The organism is Rhodococcus sp. BP-241, assembly GCF_019836145.1.
GTDB lineage: Bacteria > Actinomycetota > Actinomycetes > Mycobacteriales > Mycobacteriaceae > Rhodococcoides.
The window spans coordinates 568,261-586,674 of record NZ_JABUEI010000002.1 but is presented as its reverse complement, the minus strand read 5'-3'; the positions used below and the strand labels follow the sequence as shown (position 1 = coordinate 586,674).

The following is an 18,414-nucleotide window of genomic DNA, read 5'->3' as shown; positions in this document are numbered from 1 at the left end:
GACGTCCTGAGCCGGGGCGGCCGCACCTCGCGTTCACAGCCTGATCACACGAAGTTCGTGTAGAAATTATCTCCTGTGACGGCAACCAGACCTTCTGCGGAGACTGCAGCGGCCGCCCCGTCCGGCGGGGCGCGCCGACCGCAGGAGATTCTGCGTCGTGCCCGCCGCGCGGACATCGCGGTCCCGGCGATCGCCTTCCTCCTGCTCGCCCCGCTCTACAGCGCACTGTCCGTCGTCGGTCAGCACCAGCTGCGCACCTCCGGTTTCGACCTCGGCATCTTCGTGCAGCAGATCGCCTCGTACGCACGCCTCGACGCGCCGACGTCGGATCTGCTGGGCACGGGCTACAACACGCTCGGTGATCACTTCTCTCCGATCACCGCACTGCTCGCGCCCTTCTACCGACTCGCCCCTGTCCCCGAGACCCTGCTGATCGCCCAGGGCGTCCTGTTCGCCGTGGGTGTCGTGCCCCTCTCCCGGTGGGCGTGCCGCAGCCTCGGCACCGTCGCGGGCATCGTGGTGGCCCTCGGCTACGGACTGTCGTGGGGCCTGCAGTCGGCACTGAACTTCGACTTCCACGAGATCGCCTTCGGCGTCCCGATGCTGGCCTTCGCCATGGCAGCGCTCGGCCAGGGGCACTGGCGTGCCGCGGTGGCGTGGACGCTCCCGCTCGTCTTCGTCAAGGAGGACATGGGGCTGACCGTCATCGTGATCGGCGCCCTGATCGCCTGGTGGACCACGGGTCGCACACGGATTCTGGGCCTGGCGACGGCCGCGTGGGGCGCGGCGTGGATCGTGCTGGCCATCACGGTGGTCATACCGCTGCTGAGCGCCGACGACGCCTACGGTCAGGGTTCGAAACTTCCGCCCCTCGGTGAGGGCATCGCCGACACGACACACGGTCTCGTCAGCGGGGACTCGCGTGCCGCGACCGTGCTACTGCTGTTGGCCGTCACCGGCTTCGCAGCACTGCGGTCACCGTTGACGCTGGTGGCAGTACCCACCGTCGCATGGCGGTTCCTCAGCGACAACACCAATTTCTGGAAGCCGATCTTCCATTACAACGCGATCCTGATGCCGATCCTGTTCGCCGCGTTGATCGATGCACTCATCCGCGGTCGGCGTGACATGCACCTGTCACCGCGTGCCCAGAGAGTGGTGCTCGCCGCCGTCGCCGCCGTCGCTCTGGTCGCGCTGCCCTTCCAGCCGCTGGCTCGGCTCGCCGACGCCGACGGGTGGCGCGTCGACCCGCAGGTGACCACCGCGAGAGCCGTGTCGGCATCCATACCGCCAGGGGACCGCGTGTCGGCCTCCAACAACCTGGTCCCGCAGTTCGTGTCCGACCACCCCGTCTCGGTGTTCCCGCAGCGGGAGACCGATTCCACGACACCGGACTGGATCGTCGTGAACATCGGCCGGCCCGCCGGGTGGCCCAAGGACGAGTCGGGCGACAACACGGCGATCAGTGCAGCTCTCGCGGACGGTTACTCGGTCGTCTCCGACGTGAACGGCATCCTCGTACTTCGTCGGTGACGGGTCAGCGTCCGGGAACGGGATTCGTCCAGCCCGGGTCGGGTGCCGCATGCCGACCTTCTCCGGACGGCTGTACCGACTGCGGCGCGGTGTCGCTCGCCGACGGCGGAGCCGGGTTGCTCACCGACGGCGGAGCCGGGTTGCTCATCGTCGGCGGAGCCGGGTTGCTCACCGACGGCGGAGCCGGGTTGCTCATCGTCGCAGCTCTCGGCGACGGCTGACGGGGCTCGTCGGCCTCACCGGGAGGCGGCGACGGAGGATCGATCGGGTCGCGATCCGGATCGGGGCCGGTGTGCGGCCCATGACCACCGGACTGCACTTGGGGAGTGGCGGGGAGCGGCGCGGGGCCGGGACCCGGTGTCGGGTCGGGGCGCGACGGTGCGGGGTCCGGCTCGGGAACCGGTGCCGGCGCGGCAGGTGCCGTGACGGCCGGCGTCGGCGCGGGAGCCTCCTCGACCTCGACGACGTCGGCGACGTCGTCGACCACCGGAGCCGGGGCCGTCGCGGGGGGCGGCGGTGCCGTGTCGACCGGCGGCGCGACCGGCTCGGGTGCCGTGACCGCCGGGGCGGGCGGCGTGACGCCGGGGATCTCGAACGGAAGCGGCGGAAGCTGGAAGACGAACGGTGCCGGCGCCGGCGCGGTGCCGTTCTGCACGGCTGCGGCCTGGTCCTCTCGCCGCTCTTTCCGCTCGTCGGCTTCCTGCGCCGCGAGGTCGTCGGCTGCCTGCTTCGCTTCCTTCTCCTGGCGTTCGCGTTCCGCGTCCTCTGCGGCACGCTCCTTCTGCGACAACTCGTCGCGACGCCTGCTCTCGGCGACCTTCTCCGCCGCCGTGTTCGGTTCGTCGTTCACCGATGTCGGAGCAGCGGACGCCGCGGGAGCGACGAGGACGGACGCGCAGGTCACCAGCCCCCAGGCACCCACGGCCATCGCACTCGCGGCGAGACCGGATCCCACTGTGCGTCGGCGGCGTACGGGCGCGCGGTGCGTCATCGTGTGTCTCTCTCGAGTCGTGGCGGGAGGAGGGCCGGAAGACGGGTCACGGAGCGGGACAGACGCCGGTGCAGTCGATCTTGCGGACGATGGCGAAGCCGTCGTCGTCCTCCCGCACTGTGAACTGCTGGTCGTACCGGAACTCCCGGCCGTCCGGAACCGTGAGTGTCAAGACGGCGTCGAAGACGAGCGGGTCGGAGGTGGGCGCCACGTCGATGCGGTGCCGTATCGCCGGGTCCACCGCGTCGATGGATCGCTGCAGATCGGCCACCGTGGCGTCCACACCGGCCGTGTCGGACAGATCCCAGAGCGCTGCGGCCGCTGCGGCGTCGCGATCTCGGTAGTACAGATCGTCGTAGCGCACGATCACGGCGGGACCACTCGCGCGGGCAGCATCGATCGGCGGCGGCGCCGCCGACGCGGTCTGATCGGCCGCGTCCGCACCGACACCCGCGGTGGCGACCGGGACCGGTGCGGAATCCGCGGGGGCGCGCTGCATCATGACGGCGGTGCCGAGTCCTCCCGCGACGAGAAGGGCACCGAGGGCGGCGAGGGCGGGAAGTCGCCCGCTGCGACGACTCGGCCGGGTGTCGGCAGAGCGCGCGCGCAGTGTCGCCGTCGTGCTGTCGAAGGAGGGTGTGTGGTCGTCGGCGTGCAGACCCGGGTGCGCGTCGGGAACGATCGGGCGTACGGGCCCGCGCGTCCGCATCACGACGGCGGCGACGTGCGACCAGGCGCGGCGAACGTCCGCATCGGAGTCCGACGTGGACGGCACGTCCAGCACGGTGCGGACGCCCGCATCCCCGAGCACGCGTCGCAGATCCGTGGAGCCGGATCGCGAACCGGCATGTACCGCATCGTGTTTGACGACGACGATGCGGTCCGACCAGGTGTCGCGGCCGCTGCCGCGGAGCGAGTCCATCAGTGCCACGACGCGCAGTGCGGCGGCCTCGGAATGGGGAATCGGGACGACGATCGAGTCCGCGTCGTCGATCATCGCGACGAAGTGCTGCTCGTCGCTGCGGGCGTGCACGACGACGGTCTGCCGGTGGTGCGTCAGGACGGTCAGAACGGCCTCGATGGCGTGCGGGTCCTGCAGCGACGCATCCGCTCCGAGAGCATCGTGCCCTTCGGGCCGGGTGTCGACGTAGTGGGACAGTGCTCGCGGATCGCACTCGGGCGCCACCAGGGCCTCGACGTCCTCGGCGATCTGCGCGGCGGCACCGTGCCCGGTGGCCTCACCGGCCAGATCCCAGGCGATCACGCCCCCCGGCCGACGCTCGCCGACCGCGGCGGACATCCCGGCCAGCGCATCGCTGCCGAGGATCTCGCCGAGACCGATGTCGGCGATCACGATGCGGTGTCGGACGGGGAGAGCGCCGGACAGAACCCGCCGATCCTCGCTCTCGGTGGTCCCGGGGTGCGAGCCGAACAACCCGCGGCGGTGCGGTCGCGGTTCGTGTTCGACGCCCGGGGTGAGGAATGTGGACACTAGGCGAGCTCGTCGTGGCTCGGTGCCGAGGTGGACCGGACGACGGGCAGGTGGTGACGACTCGTCATACCCTGTCCCCCGTCCTGTTTTCACCGCCTGTAACGGTCCCCCCGACCGCAGTCGAGGAGAATATAGCGCACACGCACGACGTGCGGGCAGTGCTCGGAGAACCGACTGCCACGAGACGCCGCGCGCGCGGTGGATCAGGAGTGACCGAAGGGCACCGGCGAGTCGCGACGCAGTCCGCTGGCCCGCAGCACCCGGCGACGGACACCGGCGCGCACCGACTCCTCGCTGCCGATGATGCGCACGGTGCGGCGGGCGCGCGTGATGGCCGTGTACAGCAGTTCCCTCGTCAACAGCGACGACGTCTCGTCCGGGATGACCACCGAGACGGTGTCGTACTGGCTTCCCTGACTGCGGTGAATCGTCATGGCGTACACCGTCTGCACGGCCGACAGCCTGCTGGGATGAACAAGGAACGGAGTCGACCCGCGCGCGAACGCGGCGACCACGCCGCCGTGTCCGTCGTCGACGACCACGCCGGTGTCGCCGTTGTAGATACGGTTGTCGTGGTCGTTCGTCGTCACCAGGAGCGGTTGCCCGAGATACCACTGTGCGGCGTCGAGGAAGGTCGAGGTGTCGGCGCCCACGCGGTCCATCGCCCACCGTGCCCAGTGATCCACACCGGAGGGGCCCTCGCGGTGCGCGCACAACAGGCGGTGCCGCTCGAGAGCGGCGAGGGCCGCGGCCGCATCACCGGACGCGGCGGCCGCGGTCACGGCCCGGGCCGTGGAGACCACATCGCGTTCGAGCGATGACACGTCGGACCGCGGACCGAACTCGAGGGCGGGATCGCCCGAGTTCAGCAGGCGCACCACCTCGTCTTCGTCGCCGTCACGCACAGCGACGGCGAGATCGGCGATGACACCGCCGAACCGACGCCCGCGGCTCAGTCGCACGGTGCCCGCGGCGAGTCGGCGCACCTCGCCCGTCGAGAGACTCTTCTCCGACGAGTCCCCCGCCGCCGGGACGGACCCGAGGTCGGCGCCCACCAGGGCGGTGACCACCTCCGGCAACGCCGCCGTCACCGGCCGCGCGACCAGATCGGCCAACACCGCGCCCGCGTCCACCGAGGTCAGCTGGTCGGGATCGCCGACCAGTACGAGCCTGGTGTCGGCGCGGACCGCCTCCATGAGTCGGCTCATCAGCGTGGACGACACCATGGACGTCTCGTCGACGACGACCACGTCGTACGGGAGCCTGTTGTGTGCGTCGTGACGGAACCGACTGCGGCTGCCGGGCTGCCAGCCCAGCAGCCGATGCACCGTCATCGCCGGGATGTCGTCTCGCAGTCCGAGTTCCGGTGCCTGCTCGGCCACCGACTCCTGCAGTCGCGCAGCCGCTTTCCCGGTCGGCGCGGCGAGCCCGATCCGTAGACCGGGGCCGTGCACTGCGGTGAGCAGAGCGAGAATGCGCGCGACCGTGTGCGTCTTGCCCGTTCCGGGGCCGCCCGCGATGACGGTGGTCCACCCGGTCACCGCGAGTGCCGCCGCGATGCGCTGCCTGTCGGGCACCTCGGTGCTCGGGAAGTAGGTGGCCAGTCCCTGCCGCACCGCCTCCACGTCGACAGCCGGCGCGTCGAGTGCGCGCGCAGCCAGCACGTCGCGGATCACTTTCTCCTGCAAGTAGTACCGCTGTAGATAGAGCAACGGGCCGTCCGCGGTGTCCACCACGAGCACCGGTCGCAGCGGACCGCTCTCCCCGCCCAGGACGAGTGGGCTCGCCCGGAGGGCGGCCACGACCGCCGCGTCGTCCGGCCACGGCAGAGCGTCCGTGTCGACCCCGTCGTCGGCCGTGACGTCGCGCAGGCGGGTCAGGTCCAGGCACACCGAGCCGACGCGCACCGCGCGCACGGCGAGTGCCACGGCGAACAGCGTCAGTTCGTCCCGTTCCCCGCCGAGCGCGCCGAGTCGGAGGGCGACGTGCACGTCGGCCGCGGTGAGGACGCCGACGTCGTTGAACGCGCGCAGCACTCCCTTGCCGCGCTGTGCGACAGCGCCCGGGTACACCGCGGTCACGACCGGACTCCTGCGAGCAGATCGGACAGTGCGGTCACGAGATCGGGGGACGGCGCCCAGGAGAAGACCCCGCGCCCGGGCGGAGTGTCCGGGCCGATCATGCCTCGGACGAAGTGGTACTGCACTCCTCCGAGGTGTACCCGGGGGTCGTATCCCGGTCGACGCCACCGCAGATAGCGATGCAGCGCAACGGAATAGAGCAGTGCCTGCAGCGGATAGTGCGACTCCATCATCTCGCCGGCCATGTCCTCGACCGTGAAGTCGTCGACGGTGAGGTCGCCACTTCTGATGCGATTGGTCTTGTAGTCCACCACCACGTAGCGGGAATCGTCGGACGACCCGACACGCAGGACCGTGTCGACACTGCCGGTGAGGTAGCCCCGGAGCGTCCGGTCGTCGAGTCGGCGCATCCGCTGCGGATAGGCCGCGAGCACGTCGTCCGAAGCGAGGTGGTCCGCCACGAGATCGGCGACGGCGTGCACGGTCACGTGCGCCGTTGCGGCGTGGTCACCGCCCGACAACGGGATCTCGAAGTCCATCTCGGCGAGCCTGTTCGACGGGTGGACGTCGGCGAGCGTGCCGGTGCCCGCCGCGCCGAAGTTCAGGGGCGTGCGCAGGACGGCCGTCAGCGCTCGAGAGAGATGATCCGCGTCGATGTCGGCACCGTGTGCCGAGACGGCCTCGACACACCGGCGCTGCACCTCTGCAGGCAGATCGTCGACGGAGGTGTCGACGTACTCGAGAATCTCGTGCACCAGGGTGCCGAACGCGGCTCCCGCGGGCAGACCGTTCATGAGCGAGGGGGCCCCCGCGCCCACACCTGCCGCGAACGGGTCCTCCACCGGTTCGTCGCCGAGTATCGGGTCCTCGGACTCGACGACCTCGACCGGCTGATCGTGCGCGCCCGCGGTCAGCGCAGAGTAGGACGTTCGCCGCCACGCGGTGTCCAGCCTCCGGTCGAAGTGCGCGACGGCCAGTGCGCCACCGCTTCTCTCGGACGTCCGCGCGGGCCGGGCCACCACCGTCACGTCCTGCACCGCCTCGACGCCGATCGCGCTGCCGCAGCGCGACTGCAGGGTCGTCGCCGCGGAGGCATCGTCCTGCAGGCGCACCGTCGACTCCGGTTCCGCGATGCCGGGCACTCTGCCGAAGAGCAGTCGATGCAACGGGGACGCCGCCGTGATCGCCGTCGGTGCCCACCACAGCACCAGACGGCACTGCGCGCGGGTCAGAGCGACGTAGAGGAGGCGCATCTCCTCGCCCGCCGCCTCCTCGTCGTGGCGCTGCTTGCGTTCGCGGTACCCCGGAGTGGAGGACCCACCGACGTCGCGCACACGCGCACCCTCGTCATCGTGGAAGAGCAGGGTGTCCGGATCGAACGATCCGGCGGCACCCCACGCGAACGGGACGTACACGATCGGGAACTCCAAACCCTTCATCGCGTGCACCGTGGCCACCTGCACGGCCTCGGCATCGCTGTCGAGCCGTCGGCTGCGGTCGGCCACAGCGCCGCTCGTGGGGTCCTGGATCCGGTCGGCCAGCCAGCGGGTCAACGAGGTCACCCCGTGTCCGCCCTCGAGCGACTCGCGCTGGACGAGTTGCGCGACGTGCCGCAGGTCCGTCAGATCGCGTTCACCGGATTCGGTTGCCAGCAGACGTTTCTGGAGCTCGGTGGATCCGGTGAGATTCTCGACCATCGCCGCGAAGCCCACCCCCGTGACGAGCGCGGACCACTCGCGGCAGCGCGCACTCAGTGCGGAGGTCGCGGCGTCGCCACCCTCGTCGAGGCTGCGAGCAGACCATCCGAGCAACGGTGTGAGCGCGGCGCGCCGCACGACGTCGGCACGGTGCGGTTGCTCCAGTGCCTGCAGGAGCAGCAGCCAGTGCACCGCGGACTCGGTGGCGAACACCGACGAGCCGCCGTACAGCACGGACGGCACGCCGGCGCGCTCGAGAGCGGACCGCACCTGCTCGGCCTGTCTGCCCGACCGGACGAGCACGGCGATGTCTCCGGGAGCGACAGGCCGCGGCGACGCGCCGTCGACCGTCAGCGTCGCGTCGCCGTCGAGAAGCGCGACGATGTCCTGCGCGACGTCGTCGGCGATACGCAGTCGAACCTTCTCGGTGGCCGGGAGGCCCTTGTTGTTCAGCGGACCGGAGCCCGTTCGACCGAACACGCGCAGGCGCACTGGAGGCAGCGGGTCCCGCGTCGTGGCGGCCAGCAGCCGAGGTTCCCGATGCGATGCCGTCACCGGAGTGACGACGATGTCGGGATGTCCCAGTGCGGCACCCTCGTACAGGTGCGCGAGCGAGCCGATCACGGCCGCGTCGCTCCGCCAGTTGGTGGTGAGTGCCAGATGCCGGTCCGCCACCGCGACCGCGTCGAGGTAGCTGAGCACCTCGGCGCCGCGGAACGCATAGATGGCCTGCTTGGGATCACCGACGAGAACCAGGGTGCACTGCCCGTGGAACGCCCTCCGCAGGATGGACCACTGCAGCGGGTCGGTGTCCTGGAACTCGTCGACGAGCACCACCGTGAACTTCTCGCGGACACGCGCGCACGCGGCCGGGCCGTGCGTCTCGTCCGACAGCACGCCGTGCAGGAGTTCGAGGAGGTCGTCGAAGTCACGGACCCCGAGCCTCCGCTTCCGGCGCTCGGTCTCCTCCCGCGCCTCGCGGGCCACCGCGACCCGCTGACCGGCCGCCGTGTCGTCGGGAGCGTCCGGACTGAGCACGGCCCGCCGGTCCGAGACCGCGGCCCGGGCCACCGTGCGCGCCTGCGCGACGGTCAGGGGCGGCGCACCGACCTCTGCGCTGTAGCGACGCAGATACAGGTCGTCGACCACGTCGTCGACGAGATCGTCCACGGACTCGACGAAGGTCGCGTCCGGTTCCCGCTCACCCGCGATCCCGAGTCCGTCGAGCATGCGTTGGCAGAAGCTGTGCGTCGTGGCGATAGTCCCGGCGTCGAACTCCGACAGCGCCGTCAGCAGCCGAGTGCGCCGCAGCACCACCTCGTCGTCGTCGACGTCGGCGAGCAGTGCGATCAGCTCGTCACCGCCCGTACGGGCCGCCGACGGATCCGCCAGGGCGGCCGCGACCTCGGCGAAGCGTGCACGCGTGCGTTCGCGTAGCTCGCGCGTCGCGCCCTTGCTGAACGTCACCAGCAGTACGCCCGCGATGTCGGTGACGCCCTCGGCGACGTAGCGGGCGGCGAGGCCCACGATGGCGTAGGTCTTGCCCGTGCCGGCGCTCGCCTCGAGCACGGTAGTGCCCAGCGGGAGCGGCCCGGTCAGATCGAACGTGCTCATCGCTGCTCCATACCTTCGAGAGCGCTCATCGCTGCTCCATACCTTCGGGAGCGCTCATCGCTGCTCCATGCTCTCGTGGGTGAGCAACGGCTGCCACACTCGTCGCGCGAGCACACCGAAGCGCGTGCCGTCGGCCGACCACTTCGCCTCGTCGGCGGCCGGAGGAATCGCTGTCCACTGCCCGAAGTCGACTCCGCTTCCGTGCACCAGAAGTACCGCCGGCTCCGTGACGTCGCCGAACCGATCCGAGAACTGCTGAGCTGCCGCCGCGAGGGCCATCTCCTCGCTGCTTCCCCGAACGACTCTGGTGGCGTATGCCTCCCCGGACTTCAGCGCCAGGGGCAGTGGCTCGCGCAGACCGCGGTCGCGCAGGTCCGCCAGCTCTGCCAGAACCGCGCGGGCGTCCTCGGGTGTCGTGAGGGTCGACCGCGACACGGGCCGTGAGGACCGACCCCGCGCGGTGGTGACCGCCGTCCATCCGTCCGAGCCGCTCTGCGCCGCGACCGCCAGCAGGTGGATCCAGGCCTCCAGTCGCCGCTTCGGGGCCATCCTCGAATAGGACGTGCGCGCCACGGTGGTGCCGTGCACCCCGGGAACGGTGCCCGTGAGCCGCCGCCCCCCGTCCAGATCCACGACGACGTCCACACTCTCCGGCGGCCCGACGTGGATCTCGGCCGCCGCGTCGGCGATGGGCACCACGTCGTTCTCGATCTGCTCGAGCAGGCGCGCCCCCTGGGCGAAGGGCGGCAGCGTTCCGCGGCGCCATTCCGCGGCCCGGAAGTCGGCCAGTTCCACACCGGTCAGGAGCGCCGACAGCATGCGCTCTCCGATGTCCCAGGCCGACAGCGCGTCCAGCTCCACGGCGAGGGCGTCGACGACGTCGTCGTCCCGCCCCGACAGACCCACCTTCAATCGCTGCCGCACGAACGCGGTGACGGGGCTCTGCACGAACGCCACCAGCTCCGCCAACGCCACGTCCGCGGAGTCTCGCGCTGGAAGCGGACCGTCGAGGAACGGCTGCCGCGGCACGAAGGGAGCGCTCGCCGCCACCGCGCCCGCGAGCGCGGCACTGTCGAACCCGGCGGGAGCGCTGCCGTCGAAGATCGACGGATCGAACGGCTGCAGCGGGTGCCGCGTGACCGCGCGGTTGTTCTCGACCCCCGCCGTGGCCGCCACGACCTCGATGACCTCCGACAACGGGATGGCGGGAGGTTCGTGGGCACCCGACACCGGATTCGCCCCGGTATGGAACAGAACCAGTTTTTCGCCGGCCGACATGAGGGCGTCGAGCAGCAGCTGACGGTCTTCGCTGCGGATGTCACGCTCGCCGATCAGCGCACCGCGTGCGAGGACGTCGTCGCCGTCGAGGTGGCCGGCGCGCGGGAAGACGTCGTCGTCGAGCCCGAGCAACACCACCACCCGGTGCGGCACCGACCGCATCGGGACCATGGTGCACACCGTCAGTTCTCCGGTGCGGAAGTTCGATCGCGTCGGGCGCCCGGCCAGGCGATCGCGCAACATCGACCGGATGTCGGCGAGCTGCAGGGAGATGTCGTCACCGTGTTCCAGCGCGGCGGACAGTTCCCGCAGCGCGTCGACCCGATGTCGGACGTCTGCCGGCCCGACCTCGGTGAGCAGGTCGATCGCTCGGATCAGGCTCGCGCGCCACGTCCGGACCGGATGCTCGCCCCGCATACCGCGCAACACGACAGAGACCCGGTCGACCAGTTCTGCGTACCGACCGGCGAGATCGATGTCGTTCCCGTCGACGTCGTCCACGGGCAGAGCCAGGCCCAGCCAGTCCCCCGTGGTCTCGTCGGCAGCGGCGCCGAGCAGCAGTCGGTCCATGGCCGCGGTGAACGTGTTCTGACGAAAGTCGCCCAGACCGAACAACTCTCGCTGCACAGAGTCGATGCCCCAGCGCGCACCGGACACCCGTGTCCACTCGGCGAGCCGTTCGAGATCGTCGTCGGAGAAGCGGAACCGGGTCCGCACAGCCTCGGACGCAGCGAGATCGAGCATCTGCGACGCGGTGACGCGGTCCCCGGCCATCTCGATCATCGCCGCGATCACGTCGAGCACGGGATTGGTGCGCCGGAGCCCCCGATCCGCCAGCCGCACGCGGAGTCCGTGCGCCGGGTGCGCCGAGGGATCGCCCACCGCGCCCTCGTTCCCGAAGGCCGCTCGCACGAGCGGAGCGAAGGTGTCCACGTCCGGGCACATGATCAGGACGTCGCGCGGTTCGAGCGTCGGATCGTCCTGGAAGAGGTGCAGCAAGGTGTCGCGCAGCACGTCGACCTGCCGGGCGGGGCCGTGGCAGGCGTGGATCTGCACGCTGTCGTCCATCCCCGGGACGTCGGGCGCGGCCGGGGCGCGGTCGGCCACGATGTCGTTCTGCATCCGCCTCAGGACCGTCGTCGACGCCTCGACACGCCGCGCGTCGGACCGCTCCGGATCGGGAAGATGGCGGTCCGCATCGGCCGTCGGTTCGAGAAGCGGTTGCAACTCGCGCACGTCGCGGCCGAGGCTCACCAGCAGGGGATGACCCGCCGTCGACACCGGCGGCGCGTCGACACGCCGAACCGACCCGGCGCCCGCACGCCGGGACGTCGCAGCCCACGAGACCGGGCTGGGGTGTGGCAGCCACAGATGGACGTCGCGGTGATAGGCCACCGCCCGCAGCACGCGTCGCTGCAGGGTGGTGAGACGGGTCGCCCCGAACAGGGACAGGCGCGACGGAAGATCGAGCGTCGACCCGTCCTCGGCGAGGGCGTCGCAGACCGGGTCCAGTCTCTCCGCGGGGCCGGGCACCCCGATGCGCTCCCGCACCCGGCGCCACAGCTCCGCCTGCCACAGGAGATCCGGCGCGAGCGGGGCGCCGGCGCCGTCCGTGTCGGCACCGGCCGCCCAGTCGACGATCATCGAGGGCCGTTGTGCGGCATACGAACGGAAGAGCCCGGACACGTGGGACGCGGTGGACCAGCGTCGACCACGGCGGTGATCGTCGGGCGCCGCCGCCGCACCGCCGATGCTCCGGGAGAGAACCGAGCACCAGGGTTCGGTCGAACACTCGTCGATCACGCGTAGGACGGTCCACAGCAACGGGCCCGCGGCCCACGGATCCGAGTCGGCGTCCACGCCCGTCACCACGGCCAGGACGTCGTCGACCAGGCGGCCGGGCGACGGGAAGTCGATGTTCGCCGCGATGCCGTCCGACACTCCTGCCGCCCCCAACGAGAGGGAGAGCCGTTGTTGGAGCCACCGCTCCACGCCCTTCGCCGGGACCGCGACGACGTCTGCGGCGAAGGCGTCCGCGAGGGGCTCGGCGAGCAGCGTCGCGAGACCGGTGGCCAACGTGCTCGCGCGTTCGGCGCGGTGGAGCTCGAGCACGTGGCCCTCCTGGAACGTCGTGGTGTCCCCGACCGTGAGGTCCGGTGTCGACCCGACCGTAGCGCCCGGCTCCGACAGATCACCGTTGACATCCACTGTGCCGTGGTTCACACTCGACCTGTCAGACAGCCTGACAGCAACCGAAGGAGAACGCCGTGGCCGCCACCCGTACCGAGCACGACCTGCTGGGAGAGCGCGAGGTGCCCGCCGACGTGCTGTGGGGCATCCACACTCTGCGCGCCACCGAGAACTTCCCCATCACCGGACGACCGATCTCGTCGAACACCAAGCTGATCCGCGCGCTCGCCGCCGTGAAGTACGCGGCCGCGGCGGCCAACATCGAACTGGGTCTTCTCGACGGGGTGCGCGGCGACGCGATCCTGCAGGCCGCCCGCGAGATCCTGGACGGCCGGTGGCACGACCAGTTCGTCGTCGACGTGATCCAGGGCGGCGCCGGCACGTCGACCAACATGAACGCCAACGAGGTCATCGCCAACCGCGCGCTGGTGCTGCTCGGCCACCGTCCCGGCGAGTACGCGCACCTGCACCCCAACGAGCACGTCAACCTCGGCCAGTCGACCAACGACGTCTACCCCACCGCCTGCAACATCGCGACGATCCTCGCGGTGGCCGACCTGTCCGAGTCGATGCGCATCCTGCAGGACGCCTTCCGCGCGAAGGCAGAGGAGTTCCGCGCCATCGTCAAGATGGGCAGGACCCAGTTGCAGGACGCCGTGCCGATGACACTGGGCCAGGAGTTCGGCACGTTCGCCGTCATGATCGACGAGGACCGCGCCCGCCTCGAGGAGGCGTCACTGTTGGTTCACGAGATCAACATCGGCGCCACCGCGATCGGCACCGGACTCAACGCCGCCCCCGGCTACCGCGAGGCAGCGGTCCGGCACCTCCGCGAGATCACCGCACTCCCCCTCGTCAGCGCGACGGATCTCGTCGAGGCCACGCAGGACGTCGGTCAGTTCGTGCATCTCTCGGGAGTACTCAAGCGGTGCGCCGTGAAGCTGTCGAAGGTGTGCAACGACCTCCGCCTCCTCTCCTCGGGACCGCGTGCAGGGTTCGGCGAGATCGACCTGCCCGCAGTACAGGCGGGCTCGTCGATCATGCCCGGCAAGGTCAACCCCGTCATCCCCGAGGTGCTCAACCAGGTGGCCTTCCAGGTCATCGGCCAGGACGTCACCATCACGATGGCGGCCGAGGCAGGTCAGCTGCAGCTCAACGCCTTCGAGCCCATCATCATGGAGTCGCTCACCTCCGGCATGACGCACCTGGGTGCGGCCTGCCGGACGCTCGCGGACAAGTGCGTCGTGGGGATCACCGCGCACGAGGCCCACCTGCGAGACAGCGTCGAACACTCCATCGGACTGGTCACGGCACTCAACCCGCACATCGGATACCAGGCCGCCACCGAGATCGCCAAGGAGGCACTCGAGAGCGGACGAGGAGTCGCGGAGCTGGTGCTCGAACGCGGCCTCCTGACAGCGACACGTCTCGAAGAACTGCTCCGCCCCGAACATCTCGCGAACCTCCAGAACTGAGGACCCGATGACCACGACCACCGATCAGCACGGCGCCGACGACGCCCTCCACGCCGCCGAGAACGACGGCTATCACAAAGGCCTGAAAACGCGGCAGGTCCAGATGATCGCCATCGGCGGCGCCATCGGAACCGGCCTCTTCATGGGTGCAGGCGGACGTCTGGCGCAGGCCGGCCCGGCACTCGTCATCGCGTACGCGGTATGCGGGTTCTTCGCTTTCCTCATCCTTCGGGCGCTCGGCGAACTGGTGCTGCACCGGCCCACGTCCGGGTCCTTCGTGTCCTACGCTCGCGAGTTCTTCGGGGAGAAGGCCGCCTTCGTCTCCGGGTGGCTGTACTGGCTCAACTGGTCGATGACCGCCGTCGTCGACGTGACCGCCGTGGCGCTCTACATGAACTTCTTCGGCCGCTACTGGGACCCGATCGCATCGGTACCGCAGTGGGTCTTCGCCCTCGCTGCACTGCTGCTGGTTCTGTCCCTGAACCTGGTGTCGGTCAAAGTCTTCGGCGAGCTGGAGTTCTGGTTCGCCCTGATCAAGGTGCTCGCCCTGGTGGCGTTTCTGTGCATCGGCCTCTACCTCCTCGTCAAGGGGACACCGAACCAGGAGCAGGGCCTGTCGATGATCGCCGACAACGGCGGGCTGATCCCCAACGGTCTGCTGCCCGCCGTCGTCATCATCCAGGGCGTCGTGTTCGCCTACGCCTCCATCGAGCTGGTCGGTACCGCCGCGGGCGAGACGCCGAACCCCGAGAAGGTCATTCCGAAGGCGATCAACACCGTCATCATCCGCATCGCGGTCTTCTACGTCGGGTCCGTGCTGCTGCTGTCGCTCCTGCTGCCCTACTCCGCCTACCGCGCGGGTGAGAGCCCGTTCGTCACGTTCTTCGGCTCGATCGGAGTCGAGGGCGCGGACACCGCCATGAACCTCATCGTCCTGACGGCGGCGCTGTCCTCGCTCAATGCCGGGCTCTACTCGACCGGTCGCATCCTCCGATCGATGGCCGCGGCGGGCAGCGCGCCGCGCTTCGCGATGAAGATGAGCAAGGCCGGCGTGCCCTACGGCGGGATCCTGCTCACGGCAGCGGTTACCCTGCTCGGAGTGGTGCTGAACGCGGTGGTGCCCGAGCAGGCGTTCGAGATCGTGCTCAATCTCGCCGCGCTCGGCATCGTCAGCGCCTGGGCCATGATCGTGTTGTGCCAGCTCAAGCTCTGGCACCTGTCGAAGGAGGGCGTGGTGACGCGGCCGTCCTTCCGGTTGTTCGGCGCCCCGTACACCGGCATCGCCACCCTCGTCTTCCTGGTGGTCGTCCTGGTCCTGATGGGCTTCGACTACCCGATCGGCACCTGGACGCTCGCCTCCCTCCTGGTCATCGTTCCCGCGCTGTTCATCGGCTGGCGCGCAGCGCGCCCGGGCATCGAGCGGCTCGCCCGCGAGCGCGCCCGTGCGGGAGGGGGAACGGTCGCCCGATGAGTTCACCCGCACTGCCGACGGTCGTCATCCTGACCACCGGCGGAACCATCGCCAGCCGCGTCGGCCCCGACGGTGTCAGCACCACGGGCCGTCACGCCCACGACGTCCTGGTGGATGCCGGACTCCGCGTGGGAGTCCGGGTCCGAGTCACCGACGTCCTGTGCGTCGACAGTGCCGCGATGTCGCTCCTCGACATGAACACCGTCCGCGGCGCCGTCACCGCGGCGCTGCGTGACGACGCGGTGAGCGGTGTCGTCGTCCTGCACGGCACCGACTCCCTCGAGGAGACGGCGATGCTGATCGATCTCTCCCACACCGACGTTCGCCCCGTCGTGATCACCGGCGCCCAACGCACCGCGGACCACGTCGAGAGCGACGGCCCGCACAACGTCGAGTCGGCGCTCCGCGTGGCCGCCGATCCCGAGCGACGGGGCCACGGTGTACTCGTCGCCTTCGGCCCGCGCGTTCTCCGGGCCCGCGGGGTACGGAAATCGCACACGACCGCGCTCGATGCCTACTCCGGAACGCCGGCGGTGGACCCGGTTCCGCGGGAGACGCTGCCGGACAGTTCGATCGACGGGATCCGGGTCGACGTGGTCGCGCTCTACCCGGGTGTCGACGGACTCGTCATCGACGCCCTGCGGTCCGCCCGCACCGACGGGATCGTGCTGCAGGCGATGGGCGCGGGCAATGCGAACGCCGCCGTCGTCGACGCTGTGCGCCGGTGTACCGATGCCGGTGTCCCGGTGATGTTGTCGACGCGGGTGCCGTCCGGCGGTGTCGTCACCACTTACGGCGGCGGCGGAGGGGGCGCCGACCTGGTACGTGCCGGTGCGGTGTCCGCGGGCGACCTCAGTCCCGCCCAGGCGCGAATCCTGCTGTGCGCGTTGCTGAGCAATCGCCTGCCGATCACAGCGGATCTGGCCTCGATCAGTACTGCTCGGTGACCATCACCGCAGTCGTCCCGTTCTCGAGTGCCTCGAACACGTGGGGCACGTCGCCGGGGTAGGACAGGTAGTCCCCCGGCCCCAGCTCCTCGGTCGCGTCCACCGGCCCGCACACCGCGCGGCCGGACGACACCACCACGTGTTCGATCACCCCGTGCATGTGCGGATCGGACAGCCGGGGCGTCCCCACCTCGGCGGCGAGCAGGTACAGGTCGCGGCGCGCGGTCGGTGGGCAGGACGACAGCAGCGTCGCGGTGTAGTCCGACGACTCCGCGGCGATCGACGGACCCTCACCGCGTCGTACCAGGCGGACCTCCTGCCGCGGCGGTTCCACCAGGCGCGCGAAGGGCACGTTCAGCGTCACGCTCAGAGCCCACAGCGTCTCGACGCTGGGATTGCCCGTTCCCGACTCGAGCTGGGAGAGGGTCGACTTCGCGATACCCGCGCGCCGGGCCACCTCGGCGAGAGACAGGCCCGTACGTCGACGCTCCCGGACGAGCGACGCGGCGATCGCCGCGATGGGTGCGCTGTCGGACATGACTGCATGATGCCACAGTGTTCGTCTCACACTCCCTTCGTTCGCCTTGACGAACGGCACCGCGACCGTTCACCATGAGCACCATGCGTTCGATATGGCGAACACCCCTGTGGCTCACGCTCCGGGACGACCCCGACGTGGCGGTGCGGGACATTGCCGTGGTGTGCCTGGCCGACGCCCTGGTCGGTGCCTCGCTCGGTGCGATCGCCGTCGCCTCCGATCTGCCGTGGTGGCTCCCCTGCCTCCTGTCGATCGCGGTCTTCGCGGGCGCCTCGCAGTTCGTCTTCGTCGGAGTACTCACCGGCGGCGGCAGCGTTCTGGCCGCGGTGTCCAGCGCGCTCCTCATCAACGGCAGACTGCTTCCGCTCAGCTTCTCGGTGGCACCGCTGCTCGGTGACCGACCCGCCGCACGCCTGCTCGGGGCCCATCTGGTCACCGACGAGTCGGTCGCCTTCTCGATGGCCTCGACCACCAGGCGGGGCAGGACCCTCTCGTTCTGGTTCTGCGGCGCGTTCCTCTTCCTCGCGTGGAATCTGGGCGTGCTGGCCGGTGTGGGCCTCGGCGCCGGCGTGGAGAGCGCGGAGTCGCTCGGACTCGACGCCGCCTTTCCTGCCGTCCTCCTCGCCCTCGTGATGCCCTCCCTGCACGATCGCGTGACACGCATCGCCGCGGGTGTCGGCGCCGTGGTCGCCGTCGCCGCTGGGGTCGTGGTGCCCGCCGGCGTCTCCGTGGTGCTCGCCCTGATCGCCGTCATGCCGTTCGTGCTCCGACACGGGCGCAGGAACGACGCCTCGTGAGCACCGGGGCCATTCTCGCGGGTGTCGCCGCACTCGCCGTCGGCACGTTCGCGTTCCGCCTGATCGGGATCGCGCTGCGCGGGCGCCGGGAACTGTCCGCGTCGGCCGAGAAGTCGATGACCACAGCGGTCGCCGCCGTGTTCGTCGCCCTCGTCGCGACCTCGACGTTTCCCCGTGACGCGGGCCTCGCACTCCCCGCCGGGGTCCTCGTCGCCGCTGTTCTCGCCTGGCGCAGAGCGCCTTTCGTGCTCGTGGTCGTCGCCGCAGCGGCAGTCACCGCGGGCCTGCGCTGGCTCGGCGTCAGCTGACC

At 70.4% G+C, this 18,414-nt stretch carries 12 protein-coding genes; 6 read left to right on the top strand and 6 right to left on the bottom strand.

Annotation, left to right across the window (positions count from 1 at the left end; all coding sequences use genetic code 11):
* Positions 1-75 precede the first annotated feature (75 nt).
* Positions 76-1,533: a DUF2079 domain-containing protein gene (locus tag HQ308_RS05990; protein WP_222645893.1), complete on the top strand. Its 1,458-nt coding sequence runs from the start codon at positions 76-78 to the stop codon at positions 1,531-1,533.
* A 4-nt stretch (positions 1,534-1,537) separates the two neighbouring features.
* Here HQ308_RS05990 and HQ308_RS05985 read toward each other — a convergent pair whose 3' ends face one another.
* The 5 genes from HQ308_RS05985 to recC form a co-directional block, all read right to left on the bottom strand.
* Entirely contained in the window at positions 1,538-2,524 is a 987-nt protein-coding gene (locus HQ308_RS05985; RefSeq protein WP_222645984.1) for a hypothetical protein, read from the bottom strand.
* A 46-nt stretch (positions 2,525-2,570) separates the two neighbouring features.
* Positions 2,571-4,016 (bottom strand): hypothetical protein, encoded by a 1,446-nt coding sequence (locus HQ308_RS05980; RefSeq protein WP_222645891.1) that lies wholly within the window; start codon positions 4,014-4,016, stop codon positions 2,571-2,573.
* A 203-nt stretch (positions 4,017-4,219) separates the two neighbouring features.
* Positions 4,220-6,088, bottom strand: a complete 1,869-nt coding sequence (gene recD / locus HQ308_RS05975) for an exodeoxyribonuclease V subunit alpha (RefSeq protein WP_222645973.1) — start codon at positions 6,086-6,088, stop codon at positions 4,220-4,222.
* Positions 6,089-6,093: 5 nt separating this feature from the next.
* Entirely contained in the window at positions 6,094-9,408 is a 3,315-nt protein-coding gene (locus tag HQ308_RS05970) for a UvrD-helicase domain-containing protein (RefSeq protein WP_222645889.1), read from the bottom strand.
* Between the two features lie 54 nt (positions 9,409-9,462).
* Positions 9,463-12,798, bottom strand: a complete 3,336-nt coding sequence (recC, locus tag HQ308_RS05965; RefSeq protein ID WP_222645972.1) for an exodeoxyribonuclease V subunit gamma — start codon at positions 12,796-12,798, stop codon at positions 9,463-9,465.
* Positions 12,799-12,953: 155 nt separating this feature from the next.
* Between recC and HQ308_RS05960 the strand changes: the two genes are divergently transcribed.
* From HQ308_RS05960 to HQ308_RS05950, 3 genes are read left to right on the top strand one after another with little or no spacing between them, the layout of a single operon-like run.
* Positions 12,954-14,351 (top strand): aspartate ammonia-lyase, encoded by a 1,398-nt coding sequence (locus HQ308_RS05960; RefSeq protein ID WP_222645882.1) that lies wholly within the window; start codon positions 12,954-12,956, stop codon positions 14,349-14,351.
* 7 nt (positions 14,352-14,358) lie between these two features.
* Positions 14,359-15,822 (top strand): amino acid permease, encoded by a 1,464-nt coding sequence (locus tag HQ308_RS05955; protein ID WP_222645881.1) that lies wholly within the window; start codon positions 14,359-14,361, stop codon positions 15,820-15,822.
* A complete protein-coding gene (locus HQ308_RS05950; RefSeq protein ID WP_222645880.1) occupies positions 15,819-16,769 on the top strand; it encodes an asparaginase in 951 nt (316 codons plus the stop codon). The genes HQ308_RS05955 and HQ308_RS05950 overlap by 4 nt, the downstream gene beginning before the upstream one ends.
* Here the strand turns inward: HQ308_RS05950 and HQ308_RS05945 are convergent.
* Positions 16,753-17,307 carry a helix-turn-helix domain-containing protein gene (locus HQ308_RS05945; protein ID WP_056448549.1) on the bottom strand — a complete coding sequence of 185 codons (555 nt, stop codon included), beginning with the start codon at positions 17,305-17,307 and terminating at the stop codon, positions 16,753-16,755. The two genes, HQ308_RS05950 and HQ308_RS05945, sit on opposite strands and share 17 nt — an antisense overlap.
* Positions 17,308-17,381: 74 nt before the next feature.
* On the opposite strand from HQ308_RS05945, the gene HQ308_RS05940 reads away from it, so the two are divergent.
* Both HQ308_RS05940 and HQ308_RS05935 read left to right on the top strand, forming a co-directional pair.
* Positions 17,382-18,104 (top strand): AzlC family ABC transporter permease, encoded by a 723-nt coding sequence (locus HQ308_RS05940; protein WP_261775755.1) that lies wholly within the window; start codon positions 17,382-17,384, stop codon positions 18,102-18,104.
* Positions 18,101-18,412 carry an AzlD domain-containing protein gene (locus HQ308_RS05935; protein WP_222645879.1) on the top strand — a complete coding sequence of 104 codons (312 nt, stop codon included), beginning with the start codon at positions 18,101-18,103 and terminating at the stop codon, positions 18,410-18,412. Before HQ308_RS05940 ends, HQ308_RS05935 begins: the two co-directional genes overlap by 4 nt.
* The last annotated feature ends 2 nt before the right edge of the window (positions 18,413-18,414 follow it).